Annotated in this window: 6 protein-coding genes; 1 reads left to right on the forward strand and 5 read right to left on the reverse strand. The window is 68.6% G+C overall.

The window, feature by feature from the left end:
- Positions 1 to 5: 5 nt before the first annotated feature.
- From QTI24_RS12375 to QTI24_RS12395, 5 genes are read right to left on the reverse strand one after another with little or no spacing between them, the layout of a single operon-like run.
- Positions 6 to 2,105, reverse strand: coding sequence for a site-2 protease family protein (locus tag QTI24_RS12375; RefSeq protein WP_286600739.1), 2,100 nt, complete (start codon positions 2,103 to 2,105; stop codon positions 6 to 8).
- Positions 2,102 to 3,445, reverse strand: coding sequence for an efflux RND transporter periplasmic adaptor subunit (locus tag QTI24_RS12380; RefSeq protein ID WP_286600741.1), 1,344 nt, complete (start codon positions 3,443 to 3,445; stop codon positions 2,102 to 2,104). The genes QTI24_RS12375 and QTI24_RS12380 overlap by 4 nt, the downstream gene beginning before the upstream one ends.
- Complete coding sequence (locus QTI24_RS12385; protein ID WP_286600744.1) at positions 3,438 to 4,220, reverse strand: efflux RND transporter periplasmic adaptor subunit; 783 nt, start codon at positions 4,218 to 4,220, stop codon at positions 3,438 to 3,440. Before QTI24_RS12385 ends, QTI24_RS12380 begins: the two co-directional genes overlap by 8 nt.
- Positions 4,198 to 5,742, reverse strand: coding sequence for a TolC family protein (locus QTI24_RS12390; protein ID WP_286600747.1), 1,545 nt, complete (start codon positions 5,740 to 5,742; stop codon positions 4,198 to 4,200). Before QTI24_RS12390 ends, QTI24_RS12385 begins: the two co-directional genes overlap by 23 nt.
- Positions 5,743 to 5,751: 9 nt before the next feature.
- Positions 5,752 to 13,647 (reverse strand): cadherin-like domain-containing protein, encoded by a 7,896-nt coding sequence (locus QTI24_RS12395; RefSeq protein ID WP_286600749.1) that lies wholly within the window; start codon positions 13,645 to 13,647, stop codon positions 5,752 to 5,754.
- On the opposite strand from QTI24_RS12395, the gene QTI24_RS12400 reads away from it, so the two are divergent.
- Positions 13,646 to 14,329, forward strand: a complete 684-nt coding sequence (locus QTI24_RS12400; protein ID WP_286600751.1) for a hypothetical protein — start codon at positions 13,646 to 13,648, stop codon at positions 14,327 to 14,329. The genes QTI24_RS12395 and QTI24_RS12400 overlap by 2 nt on opposite strands.
- The last annotated feature ends 240 nt before the right edge of the window (positions 14,330 to 14,569 follow it).

Raw genomic sequence — 14,569 nt, forward strand, 5'->3', positions numbered from 1 at the left:
GAAGCTCAGAACCCGCTCTCCCGCAGCAGCACCGCGAAGACCCGCGTCAAACCATCGGCCAGCAGGCTGCGCCGCGCGGCCTCGATCTGCAGGTGGCCGCGTGTCTCCTTCAGGTTCGGCACGGCTTCGTCAAGTTGCACCAGGACGTGAAACAACGCCGGCGCAGGCACCAGTGCCTCGCCGTGCGGCACGGTGTTCAACGGTCCGCCGAAGCGTGACGACAGCATCGGATGCTCCAACTGGTTGACGCGCGTGGTGCCGATGGCGATCACGTGTCCCCGGATCGGCACGGGCTGGCCTTCGGGATAGAAGCGCACGCTGCTGCCGATGCTCAGGCGCTGCACTTCATCCTGCTGAACGTAGGCGTCGACCTGCCAGCGCGAGGGGTCGACCAGCACGCCGATCAGCTCGCGGCTGCCGATCCACTGGCCGTTGCGCCAGTCGGGATTGACGTCCAGCCACTGGCCCGCGAAGGGGGCCTGCAGGTTCAGCCGCGCCATCTCCGTACGTGCGGCGCGCACCTGTTCGAACTGCGCGTTGAGCCGTTGGCGCGTGGCGGCTTCCTGCGCCAGGCCGGACGGGTCGGCCATCAGCCCGGCCAATCTTTCCTGGTAGCCGCGGATGCTGGCTTCATTGCCCTGGCTGCGCGCCGCGATGTCGGGCTCGTCGAGCACGGCCAGCGTGTCGCCGGCCTTCACCCGACCGGCTGCGTGAATCTGCTGCAGCAGGGACGGGTAGGGCGCATACACGCGCAGTTGCTGCTCGGCCCGTGCCACGCCGCGCGCGTGCACCTGCGTTCGCCACGGCACGGCCAGCGCGAGCATCAACGCGATCAGCACCATCGCCAGCATGATGCGGCGCCCGCGTACCACGTCCTTGCGCCGCGCCCACCAATGCTTCAGTTCGCGCCACACCGGCATCACGATGAACCATGCAATCTCGACCGCAAAGAGCACGATCCCCAGCAGCTTGAAGAAGAACAGGTACACGGCCACCGCGATGCCGAGGAACAGCACCAGCCGGTAGAGCCAGGTCGCGACCGCGAAGGCCACCAGCATGCGTCGCCGCGCGGGGCTGAAGGGCTCAGGCCAGGGCTCGTCGAGGCCGAGCACCGATCGCCGCAGCGCCACCCTGGCCAGTGCCCCAGAGCGCTCGTGCAGGTTGGGAAAGTCCAGCAAGTCCGAAAGGATGAAGTAGCCGTCGAAGCGCATGAACGGGCTCGCGTTCAGCGCCAGCGAGAGCACCCAGCTCGTGGTCGCGAGGTAGAGCAATGCGTTGCGCAGCGGGCCGGGGTCGCTCAAGGCCCAGCCCAGGGTCGAGAGGCCGGCCAGCGCCAGTTCGGTGAGGATGCCCGCGGACGCGATCGCCAGCCGCTGGCGAGAGCTGCGCAGCTTCCAGCTCTCGCCGGTGTCGGTGTAGAGCATCGGCCACATCACCACGAACGCGATGCCCATGTGCGCCACGCGCAAGCCCAGGCGCGTCGCGACCAGCGCATGGCCGAGTTCGTGCAACGTCTTGGCGACGATCAAGGCCAGCGCAAAGCTCAGCAATCCTTCGGTCGAGAAGGACTCGACGACGTCCGTCGCGAAGGTGTCCCACTGGTGCAGCACCATCACGATGCCCGTCAGGCCGAGCACGATGACGACCCATCCGGTGACCGGACTGAACAGCCAGCCCAGGTGACGCGAGATGCGCGCCAGATGCACCTGCGGGCGCAACAGCGGGATGCGGAAGAAGAGGTAGTGGTGCAGCCACCAGCGCCAGCTCATCCACGCGTTGCCCTGACTTCGACCCAGCAGGCGCGCGACGGCTTCAGGGCCGGGGCGCAGCAACTGGTGCTGCTCCAGGAAGCGGCGGAAGTCGAGCACCTGGCGCACGTCGGGTTTCAACGCGGTCTGCTCGGCGATCTGTTCGCTGATGCGGCGCGGCGATTGCCCCCAGCGCAACAGGCATTCGAATTCGAGCCAGCCGATGCGGTAGAAACGATTGACCACCGTGTCCTGGATCACCCACGCCGGATCACCTCGCTGGCCGGGGCCGGCTTCGCTCAGCCGAAGGTCCTCGCGCAGGGGCGGGGTCGGCTGGTCGGCGGGATCGTCGGTCACAGGCCGGTCCATGCGCGCACGGCGGCCAGCGGCCGGCGCAGGAGGTAGTAGCCCAGGATCACGCGCTCGCCGAAGAGCTTGGCCGTGCCATGCAGGCCGAGGCGGGCGTGGGCGGGCGCATCCTCGATGCTGGCGAGAAGGCGGTAAGAGGACACGCCTTCCTCGCTGGGCTTGGCCTGGTAGCTGGTCTCCAGGATCTGCCCTTGCAGCGGATCGAGCGGGTACGCGGTGAGAAACAACGTGACCTTGCCGCCAGGTTCGAGCGCGATGGCATCCGCCACCGGCAATTGCACGCGCATGGCCGGTTGCTTGGGGTCGGCCACATGCAGGATGCGTTCGCCGGTGACGACCGGCTTGCCCAGCCAGTCGTTCGGATCGCTGAACACCGCCACGCCCGCGCGCGGCGAGAGCACCTGCGTGCGCTTGAGTTGCGCCTCCACAGCGGCCAGTTCCGCGCGCCGTTGGCGCGCGTGGGCGTTGAGCAGGGTCAACTCGTTCTTGCTTTGCGGGTTGTCGAAAGCGCGTTGGCTGGCGGCCATGAGTTCGGCATCGGCGACGGCGACCTCCTTGCCGAGCACTTCGGAGCGGCTCCGCAGCGTGGTCTCGTCGAGCGTGAAGAGCGGCGTACCGATCTCGACGGCCTGATTGGGCCGCACCTGCATGCGCTCGATCACGCCATCGATCGGCGAGCTGATGACTTGCGCGTTCAGCGACACCACCTCGGCGGGCGCGAGCACCGTCTGCCGCACCGGCAGCAGCATCAGTGCCGCGAGCACGACAAGCACGACGAGCGCGTGTCGTCTGCTCGGCCGCCAGCGCGGCAGGCGACGACGCGCGTCGAAGGCTGCCCAGCAATGCGCCCATGTCTGCCAGACGCCTTGCAGCATCGGCTGGAATCGTTCGGACGGCGGCTGGTCGAGCAGATAGAGCAGCACGCCCAGGCGCTTGCCCTCACGGTCGTTCAGCGGAATGCACCACAGGCCGGCGGGCCACCACTCCGCCCAGCCCTCGGCGATGTCGGCGGGCGGGTCGACCGCGTGGCGGGTCAGCCATCGGGGCTTGTCATCGCGAAGCTGCGTCGCGAGCCAGCGACTTGCGCGGCGCAGCCACACCAGATAGGGCGAGTCCTCGCTGGGCCGCGCCAGGCCCGAGACGCACAGCAGTTCGAGCCGGTCGCCGTGCTGCGCCATCACCAGCGCCTGCCGGTAGTGCAACAGCGGATAAAGATCGTTGGCCATCGAGAAGGCCAGCGCGTCCAGTGACGGCGCTGCCAGCGCCCTGTCGCGCAGCGCGTTGAGGCTGAGCAGCAGCTGCGCAGCGGGCGGCGGTCGCTCAGTCACGGTCCGAGGGGAACCGGGCGATGCCGCTCATCCCCGGGATCAGCTCGGGATGCTCGCTGTTGAGGCGCGCTTCGAGCTCCACGGTCTGGGCCACCGCATCGACACGGGAATTGATCGCGCTCACCTGCGCCGGGTAGCTCTTGCCCGTCTCGTGGATGGTCACGACCAGCGGCGCGCCCGGCTTGAGCCGCGCCAGCAGCGTGGAAGGCACGTTGAGCCGCACCTTGAGCGCGCCGTCGCTCACGAGGTCGAAGAGCGGCGTGCCGGCGCTCACGGTCTGGTGGGGCTTGGCCAGCACCTTGGCGATGCGGCCGCCGAAGGGCGCGCGCACCTGGCAGTAGCCGCTTTGCGTGCGCGCGAGCGTGAGGGCGCCTTCGGTCTTGTCGACCTCGGTGGTCGCCATCAGCACTTCGAGGTCGCCCGCGGCGTTGAGCTTCTGCAGGTTGCGCTTGGCGTCGAGGTTCTGGCGCGCCATGTTGAGTTCGGCGGCTGCCACCTTCACGCGCGCCTGCGTCTCGGTGCAGATGAATTGCGCCAGCAGCGCGTTCTTCGCCACCTTCTGGCCCAGCTCGACCTGCAGGTCGCCGAGCGTGCCGTTCATCTGGCTGGACAGCGTGGTCTCCAGCCGCGAAGCCAGCAGCACGCGGATCGCGCCCGGGTCGTCCATGGCCAGGTTCGGAGGCTTGCGCGCGTCCGTCGCGGCCCAAGCCGCCGGCATGCCTGCCGCCAACAACAGGGCGAGCAGGGCGCGTTCAGTTCTTCCGTGCAACGACATCGCCGCTTCCTTGCGTTCCGGCACTCGCGATCAGGCTGCGCTGCTCGTGCTCCTGGACCTTCTTCTCGATGTCCTTCGCCAGCGACGGGATGTCGCTCTTGTCGATGGCTTCCGGCAGCACATCGAATCCCACCGAGTTGTAGAGCCGACCCTGCGCCGCCTGCGCGCTGGCGTAGGCGGCTTCGCGCTGGTAGCGCGACAGCAGGTAGCGGCCTTCGGCGCGAATCAACTCCAGCTCGGTTCCGACCGAAGCGGTGCGGGCCGACTGCGCGTACTCCAGCAGGCGGCGGTCGACACGCAGGCTCTCGTCCGCGAACTCGACTTCCTGCCGCGCCAACTGGTAGCGCAGGTAGCCCACGCGCACCTGCGTGAGCACGGCCATCGACAAGGCGACTCGCCGTGCCTCGGCCGTCCGGGTCTGGTTGGCCTGCGCCGAATTGAGCGAAGGCATCTGCAGCAGCTTCAGCAGGTTGAACGACACCTGCACGCCGATGACGTTCCAGGAGTTGTTGTAGAGGAATTTGTTCGAGTCATACAGGCTGTCCAGGGTGATGCCGACGTTCGGCCACAGCTGAGCCTTGGCGACTTTCAAGTCGTAGTCGTCGACCCGCATGCGGTACCACTCTTCCATGACTTCCGGGCGGTTTTCCAGCGAGAGCTGCTCGAGCCGGTCGATGTCCTTGGTCACGGCCGGCATCGATGGCTCGGCCATGTCGGCCAGCACCATCTTCGAGCCAGGCGGCAGCGATATCAGCGCGGCGAGTTCGGCCTGAGCGAACTCCAGGTCCTGGCGCCGCACGGTCAGCAGGTAGACCGAATCGATCAGTGCGCGCTGGTAGGCGAGGACGTCCTGGCGCGGCAGCAGGCCCTTGGTCTCCGCCTCGCGGGCGGCGGCCAGCGCCTTGTGCGTGCGTGCCAGCAGGCCGTCGACCTCGGGCAGCAGGCGCTGGGCGCCGAGCGCTCGCCAGTAGGCGTTGCGCACGTCCTGCAGCACGTTCTGCGCGACCTTGCGGCGGCGTTCGTTCGCCATCAGGATCTGGTCGGCCCTTTGTTGGGTGCGGTAGTAGGCGACGCCAAAGTCGAGCAAGTTCCAGCTCAATCCCAACCCTGCGAGGTTGCGGTCGCGCTCCTCGGAAGTCGAGGCCCGCAGGCTCACCTGCCGGTCCTCGATGCCGATGGAGGTGCCGCCCGAATCGTTGTTGCGGCCGACGTAGCCGGCCGATGCCACCAGCCGCGGCAGCATCTCGTAGCTCGCCACGTCGCGCAGGTCGGTCGCCAGCGCGCTTTCCATCAGTTTGAGGCGGTAGTCGAGGTTGTACTTCAGGGCCCGCGCTGCGGCTTCGTAGAAGGTGATCGGCAGCGTGACCGGCTCCTGGTCGGCATACATGCGAACCTTGTCGTCGGAGACGCGCTTGCGCAACTCGTCCTGCGTGTAGGGGGTGGGCTCCATCGAGCCGCAGGCGCTCAGCAGCAGCGCCGTTCCCATGGCCGCGCTCAGAATCTTGAAAGGATGCCGTCGCATGTTCTTCCTTCAGATGCGTGTCGTCGATTCGGGAACGTCTGCCGGCCCGAGTGGATGGAGGCGCTGCGCCGCCTCGCGCAATTGCTCCCTGAAGCCGAGGGCGGTCTGTGGGTCCGGTGACGCATCGTCCAGCACCATGTCTTCGGGGTCTGCAATGAAAAGCGACGGCGCGGTGAGCAGGCCGTCGGCACTGAGATTGACGCGCCCTTCGCGGCCGAGGATCCACGCCAGGTCGAAGTCGCTGTCGCGCCGACTCTGTCCGACGGCGCGGGCGACGTGCTGGTCGGCCACTTCGCCGAGGCCGGAGCCTATCGAGGTACTGCCCATCTCGGGCGGCAACTGCCACAGCAACTGGCTGCCGTCGCTGCCCCAGGCGGAGATCTTCAGTGCGGTGTCGACCTGCTCCACCACTGGGGAGATGTAGATCGCGGGCCGCACTTCGGGCAGCGTCGCGCCCGCATAGTCCCTGTCCAGGAAATACATGAAGTAGTTCGGCCCCGGCGGCGCGAGGTAGGGCGCCGCGATGTCGAGGTCGATCACCAGTTGCGCTGCGTCGATGGCGCCCCCGCGGTCCGCGACGGTGTAGGTGAACACGTCCTGCAGCACGCGGCCCAGTCCGGCCGAGGCCAGCACGTCGGGGTTGGTCTGGTCGACGGTGTAGGTGTAGCTGCCGTCGGCGTGGATCACCAGCGTGCCGTAGCGGCCTGCAATGCTCTGGCCGACCGTGCCGGGTGTGCCCGTCCCAGCCTCGGCGCCGCTGCGGATCGCGACCACCTGCAGGCCTTCGCCGCCATCCACGTCGGAGTCGTTGGGCAGCACGTTGCCGGCGGCCTGCGGGGCGGGCCGCTCGCCGAGCGCGACGTTGCTGTCGTCGCGCGCGACCGGCGCGTCGTTGGCGCCCTGGATCAGCACATTGAGGCGTGCTTCGGAAGTCGCCCCAGCGGTGTCGCTGACGCGGTAGATGAAGCTCTCGCTCAGCGTCTCGCCCGCGGTGCGCAGCGCCTGCACGGTGGGGTTGACGTTGTCGAGCACGTAGGTGTAGCTGCCGTCGGCATTGAGCGTGAGCTGGCCGTAGAGGCCCGCCAGCACCTGGCCCGCGGCGACGGATTGCCCGACTGCATTGCGCAAGCCGAGCACGCGCTGGGCATTGATGCCGCCGACGCTGTCGACGCCGAGCACCCGCTGGGTCTCGCCGTTGGCGACACTGTCGACGTCGCTGTCGTTGGTCAGGACGTTGCCTGTGGGATTCACCCCCGGCGTCTGGTTGGCGACGCCGCCCGCCTCGACGGCGGTCGCGTTGTCGTCCCGCGCGATCGGCGTGTCGTTGCGGCCGTCGATGGTGATGCGCAACTCGGCCGAGGAGGGTGCATCCCAGATGTCGACCAGCGAATAGGTGAAGGTGTCGGTCAGCGTCTGGCCGCTCGTGCGCAGGGCTTCGACTTCGGGGAGGCTGTTGTCGAGCACGTAGGTGTAGCTGCCGTCGGCGTTGAGGGTGAGCTCGCCGTAGAGGCCGCGCAACGCGGTCCCGACCGTGCCGGTCGTCCCGCTGCCTGCGGAGGTGCCCGTGCGAAAGCCGGTCACGACCAGCGCATCGCCCTCGACGTCGGTGTCGTTGGCCAGCACGTTGCCCATTGGGTCCAAGCCCGCTTGCGTGTTGTTCAGGCCGCTTGCCTCGACGGCGGTGGTGGCGTCCGCGACGCCCTTCGGCGGATCGTTGAGGCCCACGACGATGATGTGGATCTGGGCCAGGTCGTTGAGCCCGCCCAGGTCCGTCGCCTGGTAGGTGAAGTACTCGTCGGCGAACTGGAGCAGGCCCAGTGCCTGCACGGCAGGATTGTTGACGTCGACGACATAGGTGGCCGTGCCGTCGGCGCCGATGTTCAGCCGGCCGTACAGGCCTTCGATCGCCGTGCCGTTGAGGTTGCTCGTGCCCGGCGCGACGTTCACCAGCGCACCGCCCGCCGCTTCGGTGCCCACGCGGACGCCGGACACATGCAGCACGTCGGCCTGGTCGATATCGGTGTCGTTGTTCAGCACGTTGCGCGTCGGGTTGAAGGCGCGCCCGACGCCGTTGTTGGCAAGGGCCACCGCCACGTCGTCGACCGCCACCGGCGCGTCGTAGGCGCCTCGGATGACGATGTTCAGCTGCGCGATGTCCGTCGCGCCAGCGAGGTCGCGCATGCTGTAGGTGAACACCTCGTTCAACGTCTCGCCCGCTCGCAGCGCCTGCACCGCCGCCGCGTTGTTGTCGAGCTGGTAGGTATAGCCGATGCCGTTCGCGGCCGTCGTGAGGGTGCCGTACCGTCCGATGATGTTCAGGGTCGGGGCCACCGCCGTGAACGCGCCGCCGGCGGCTTCGGGGCCGGCACGGATGCCCGTGACGGTCCTGGCGTCGCCGGCATCGACGTCGGTGTCGTTGGCCACCAGGTCGATCGAGGGGTTGAAGCCCGGCGTGCCGTTGAAGGTGCCGCCGGCCTCCACGGCGATGGCCGCATCGTCCACTGCCACCGGGTTGTCGTTGCGCCCCTGGATGATGACGGTGAGCGGTGCCGAACTCGTGGCGCCCGCCAGGTCCCGGATCTGGTAGGCGAAGGTTTCGACCAGCGTGTCGGAACTGGTGCGAAGCGCCTGGACGATCGGGTTGTTGTTGTCCAGCGTGTAGGTGAGCGTGCCGTCGGCGTTCAGCAGCAAGGTGCCGTAGGTGGTGGCGAACGGCGTGCCGATGACGCCGGCGACGGGACCTGCGCCCGTCGCGTGGATGACGCTGGAGGCGACCAGCGTCTCGCCGAACCCATCCACGTCATCGATCAGGCTGAAGGCGTTGCCCGACGGGTCCACGCCCGGCGTGCTGTTGCTCACGCCGCCGGCTTCGATGGCGATGACGGTGGTCGGCTCGGCCACCGGCGCGTCGTTGGTGCCCTGGATGGTCACGGTCAAGGTGGCGCGATCCTGGGCGCCGGCCGCGTCGATGTCGGTGTAGCTGAAGCTGTCGGTGAGGGTGTCGATGTCGCGGCGCAGGGCCTGCACGGCGGGGTTGTCGTTGTCGACGCGGTAGGTGTATGTGCCGTCGGCATTCAAGGTCAGCCAGCCATAGGCGCCGCGCAACTCGCTGCCGAGCACGCCCGCGGTGCCGGTGCCTGCTTCGGTGCCGGTGCGCACGGAGGACACGGCCCGCGTCTCGCCGTAGTTCACCGGGTCCGTCGGGACTTCGCCGCCGTCCACGTCGATGTCGTTGGCGAGCACGTTGCCGGTCGGGTCGACGCCCGGCTGGTTGTTGTTCTGGCCGCCGGCCTCGACGGCGGTCGCGGCATCGTCGGCTGCCACCGGGTTGTCGTTCTGGCCGCGGATCAGCGCGATGACTTCGCCTTGGTCGATTTCGCCGTTGCCGTCGTCGACGGTGAAGGTGAAGCGTTCGATCAGGACATCGGAGATCAGGCGCAGGGCCTGCACCGCGGCGTTGTTGTTGTTGACCGCGTAGGTGTAGGTGCCACTGGATTGCAAAGTGAGCGTGCCGTACTGGCCGACAACGACCGCGCCCGTCGGCCCGACCGGCGTGTCGATGCCGCCCGCGCCCTCGGCGCCGGCACGGACGGAGGTCACGGTCAACGGATCGCCGTCCGGATCGAAGGACGCGCTGGTGGCATCGCCGGTCGGGTCGACGCCCGGCGTGGCGTTGGCGACGCCGCCGCGTTCGGTGGCCAGCGCCACGACGTTCTGCGCCACCGGCGGGTCGTTCACCCCACGCACGGTGATCACGAGCTGCGCCAGGTCGGTGAGGCCGCTGGTGTCGGTGAGCTGGTAGGTGTAGATGACGTCGATCGTCTGACCCGCCTGCAGTGACTGGAGCGTGAGGTTGTCGCTGTTGACGTCGAAGGTGAAGGCACCGTCGGCCCCGATGACGAGCGTGCCGAAATCGCCCGCCACCGGCACGCCGCCCTGCAGGGCGTAGGTGCCTGCGATCGAGGTGCCGTTGGCGAGGCTGGTGCCGGCGGCCACGCCGGACAGCACCACGCCCGGCCCTTCGGGCCCGGTGCCAATGCCGGTGACCGCCATCAGCGAATTGGGGTTGTCGGTGCGGTCCACGTCGAGGTCCACGCCATTGCCGCCCGGCTGCCCGATGGTGCCCGGGCGGCTCGGAAAGAGGATGACGTTGCCGGCCGGATTGCTCTCCGCCGCATTGCCGTTGGTGGAGGCGGCCTGCGCGTCCGCATGGTCGTCGCTGGCCACGGGGTTGTCGTTGGCGCCGGAGATGACGATGCGCAACTCGGCCAGGTCGTCGAGTCCGGCGGCATCCGTGACCCGGTAGCTGAAGACATCGCTCAAGGTGTCGCCGGGCACCATGCGCTGCACGTCGGGGTCATTGTCGAAGATGACGTAGGTGTAGGTCCCGTCCGCGCCCAAGGTCAGGGTTCCGTAGCGGCCGATCACTGCCGTGCCGGTGCCGGAGGATGTGCCGGGGTTCACCCCGGACACGGGTCCCTGCGCCAGTGGCCCCACATTGCGGACCCCCGTGACCTGTTGCGTCTCGCCATTGGCCGCGCTGTCGACATCGGTGTCGTTCGCGAGCACATTGCCCGTCGCGTTGCTGCCCGGGGCGGTGTTGTTCACGCCGCCGGCCTCGACGGCGTTGCCGACATCGAAGGCGGCCACCGGCGTGTCGTTGGCGCCGTGGATGGTGACGGTGAGCACCGCCGTGTCACGAAGGCCCTCGATGTCAGAGAGCGTGTAGGTGAAGCGTTCGACCAGGGTCTGGCCTGAAAGCCGCAGGGCCTGAACCGTCGGGTCGTCGTTGTTGACGGTGTACTGGTAGCCGCCGTTGGTGCTGACGACCAGCGTGCCGTAGAGGCCGTTGACTGCGTTGGCGCCGATCGAGGGCAATCCGACCTGCTGGCCGCCTTGCAGGCCGAAGGTGATCACGCGCAACTGATCGCCATTGGTAGCGATGTCGACGTCCGTGTCGTTGGCAAGCAGGTTGCCCGCCGGGTCGAGCCCGATCAGCCGGTTGTCCGTGCCGCCGGCTTCCGTCGCATCCGCAACGTCGTCGATCGCGTCGGGTTGATCGTTCACGGGTGCGAGCACGATTTGCAGGGTGTCCTGGTCGCTCAGGGCGTCGGCGGGGTTCTGGGTGGGGACGCCGTCGCCGTTCGCGTCGCCGGTGTTGCCGCGGTCGTTTGTCAGGATGGTGAGCGTGTCGGTGCCGTTGTAGTCGAGGTTGCCCAGGTACTGCAGGTTGGCCAGCGCGAGGTTCAGCGCGGCGAGATTGCCGCTGAGTCCCAGCGTGCCCGTCGCGGAGCCGGTCACCGTCACGCCGGGCGGAACGCTCGAGAGCGACAGCGTGCCGTGCAGCACCGAGAGCGTGATGTCGAGCGTGCCGCCGGCCGCATCGACGTCGGTCACCGACAGGCCGGCGATGGGCAGCGTCACGTCTTCGAGGCCGCTGGGCGGCACGGCGGGCAGGTGGTTCTCGGGTGCGTCGTTCTGCTCCACGTAGCCGGCGTTCGCGGCGGCCGTCGCGGCTTCGCCGAGGGTGACGACGATCTGGCCGAGCGGGCTGGCGGCGTCGGTGTCGATGCGCACGCGCAGGTCGCCCAGCGGCTGGGGATAGCTGATGGTGCCGCTCGGCGTGTCGATGCGGAACACGCCGGCAGGCAGCACGCCGAAGCGGTACTGCCCGTTGACATCGGTCGTCGTCGTGAACACGCGGTTGTCGGCCGCAGTGGCAAGGTTGCCGTCCACGCCGCCCCAGGTCAGGCTCACGGTCTGCCCGGCGAGCGGCGGGCCGTCAGGCACCGCGTTGGCGGTGGCGCTGGCCGTGTCGTCCCACAGCGTGCCCTGGATGATGCCGAGGCCCGCGCCTTCCGCGAGCACATAGGTGTTGGGCGTGCCGCCGATGCCGGTGCGCTCGCCAGCGACCGTGCCATCGACGCCCACCGGCGTGCCGCCCCAGGTGGTGAAGGATTCCGGAAGACTGGACCATGTCAGCACCGCGCTGCTGCTCGCGATGGCGGCCGCGTTCGGCAGCGTGACCTGGTAGACCACCTGTACCTGCGCGCCGGGGTCCAGCCGGTCGAAGTCGACTGTCAGGCCGCCGGTGGTGCCGACGGCAATCCCAGCCGGGAGATTGGCCGCCGTGTAGACCGTGCCGTTCAGCGTGAGGCTGACGAAGGTGTAGGCGCTGCCGACCGGGAACGAGTCGGCGAGATGCGTGTTGAATGCGGGCAGCGTCCCGTTCTCGGTGAAGCTCACCGCCACGGTGGCCGTGCCGGTGGCGCCGGCCGGATTCGGGTTGAAGTCGATCACGCGCTTGTCGACGCCGTTGAACGCCGGTTCGACGATGCGTTCGCCCACGGTGTTGCCGGTCGCGCGCGGCCCGCCGCCGACGAGTTCGCGGGCCGTCACGTTCAGCACCGCGCCCGCCGTGTTGGAAGCCTGATTGAGCACGCGGGCGTTGAACTCCAGCGAGATCCCCTCCAGGTCGGGATCGTTGGGGAGGCCGTTGACCATATTGCCGAAGTCGAAGGTGATCGTCTGGCTGCCGTCGGGGTTGACGACCACGTGGATGAGCGCCGGATTGAACACGCCCGTCGGTGCCGCGCCGGTGAGCGTGGGCGTGATGTCCTGGGCCTCGGGGCTGTTCTCGTTGCCGAAGACGAGCAGCGTGCCGCTGAGGGCCAGGTTGGCGTCGGTCGTCAGCTCGTTCTCCGAGATGAGTGCGACGCGCACCGCGTTCTGGAGCGCATCTGGCGCGATGAAGCCGAGCCCACTGGGCAGCGTGACCTGCACGTGGTAGTCGGGGTTGTTGCCCTCGGGCACCAGCACCAGCACCCGGTAGCGGATCACTTCGCCGATGGTGACCTGCTCCAGCGGCGCCGATGTGGGCGACACGGCCGGCGTGTCCGGAAGGCCGCCGACACGCGAGATCCGGATGCCCTGGGCCACCTCGAAAGTCAGCACGTTACTGCGCCGATAGTCATTGAGCACGCCCGTATTGAGCAACCCGTCGACACCGGTCCGTTCGCCGGCCGGCTCGGCCGTGCCGGCGGTGCTGCCGTTCAGGCTGGTCCACTGCACCTGTGCCGTGTTGGTGAACAAGGGCTCGGCGGCCGCCGAAGCGTTGACGACCCCGGTGATGCGCAACACGATGCTGCCGCCCCTGCCGATGTCGATGTTCGCGCCGGCGGCCGTGCGCAACTGGCCGCCGACGATCTCGAACCCGGCGCCGCCGTTGTTGGTCGCGGCGCCCTGATAGGTCACCTCCGCCAGCGTCAGGTTGTTCAGTTCGGTCGGCAGGTTGTCGAGCAGGCTGATGTCGAAGGCGTCGAAGTCGCTGCTGCCGTTGCCGTTGCTGATCGTGATGGTGAATTCGACCGGGTCGCCATTGTCGAAGCCTAGGCCCGGATTGGTGATGAGCGCCTGCGCGATCAGCAGCGTCGGTTCCCGCACCGTCACGATGGGCGCGCCGCCCGTCAGCGCCACGTTGCGGTCGACGGGCACGCTGCCGTTGGGCGTGTCGGTGTCCGGGTCGCTGTAGATGATCTGCGCGCTGTTCTGCAGGGCCCGGTTCGCCTGGTTGCCGGTGACGTTGCTCGCCACCAGCCGCACCCGCACGACGAAGCTGTTGTTGTCGGTGACGTTGTCCGCCGTGGCGCCCGCGGCGGTGAAGGCCAGCCGCGCGCCGGCGCCGTCGTTGCCGATAGTGCCCGAGATGGCGCCGATCGCGCCGGGCGTGACCGTGCCGTTGAAGTCCGCGCCCAGCGCAGCGCTGCCCGCCGTCGTCGTGATGAGCTGGTAGCCGAGTCCGCCGTTGAAGCCGGTGTCCAGGCGCAGGCCGGCCGGAATCAGGTCGTCCAGCCGCAAGGACTGCGTGGTGCCTTCGGGCAGCGTCACGACGATGTCGTAGAGCATGCTTTCGCCGACCACGAGGTCGCTGCCCGTGGTGTGCGTGGCGCTCGAATCGCTGTTGTCCAGGCTGCCGCCCGCGAAGTTCTTGCGAGGCGGTTCGGCGGCGCAATCGCCGCTCGATGAGCAGCGCGGCGATCAGCGCCGCCTGGATCAGCATCACGGCGAGGATGAGCAGCAACTGTCCCCGGTGCGCTTCCCAGAAGGTGGGCTCCCTGAAGTGCACGATGGCATCGGGCGGAATGTCGGCAATGCCCCATCGCTGCGCCTGACGCCAGTCGATCTGCGTCACCGACGGCATGCTCGCGGGCAGGCCCAAGGCGGCGGGCGGCGTGCCGTCGAGCAGCTTGTTGACAGCGAGCGCGGCCTGCCGCCCCATCTCCACGTAGCCCGACATGCGGCCACCGACCACGCCCGTGCCGATGAAGGTGCTGAAGGGGCCGTAGACCGGCGCGTCGGCCGACGCGGCCGCGATGAGCGCGGCGGCTTCGCGGGGCGAGAACTCGCGGCCCGTTCCGTCCCGGAAGTAGCCCGGCGTGAACACGACATCCTCCTTCGACAGTGCGCTCAGCTTCGCCTTGAGTGCATCGGTCGGCAGGCCCGAGAGGAACTCGACAGACTGGCGAACGCCAAGGCGCGCGATGTCGTCGCGGATCTGTGTTTCCCAAATGAGGTCCCGAGCGCTTGAACCCGTGACCACCACCAGCCGCCGCGCGCCGGGATGCCAGTGCAAGGCTTGCTGGATGGTGCCGTCGAAGTCGTAGTCGACGGGGACGCCGACCACTTCGGCGGGCAGCGGCGCGACGGATTGCAGGTAGGGCTTGTCGACAGCCAGGTGGACCACCGGCACCTCCGAGAACAGCCCGTCGCGACGGCGCAGCATGAATTCGAGCGCGGGCTCGCCCGCCACGACGATGGCGGCCGGCGG

Origin of the sequence: Variovorax sp. J22P240, from assembly GCF_030316855.1 — a bacterium.
Taxonomy (GTDB): domain Bacteria; phylum Pseudomonadota; class Gammaproteobacteria; order Burkholderiales; family Burkholderiaceae_C; genus Variovorax.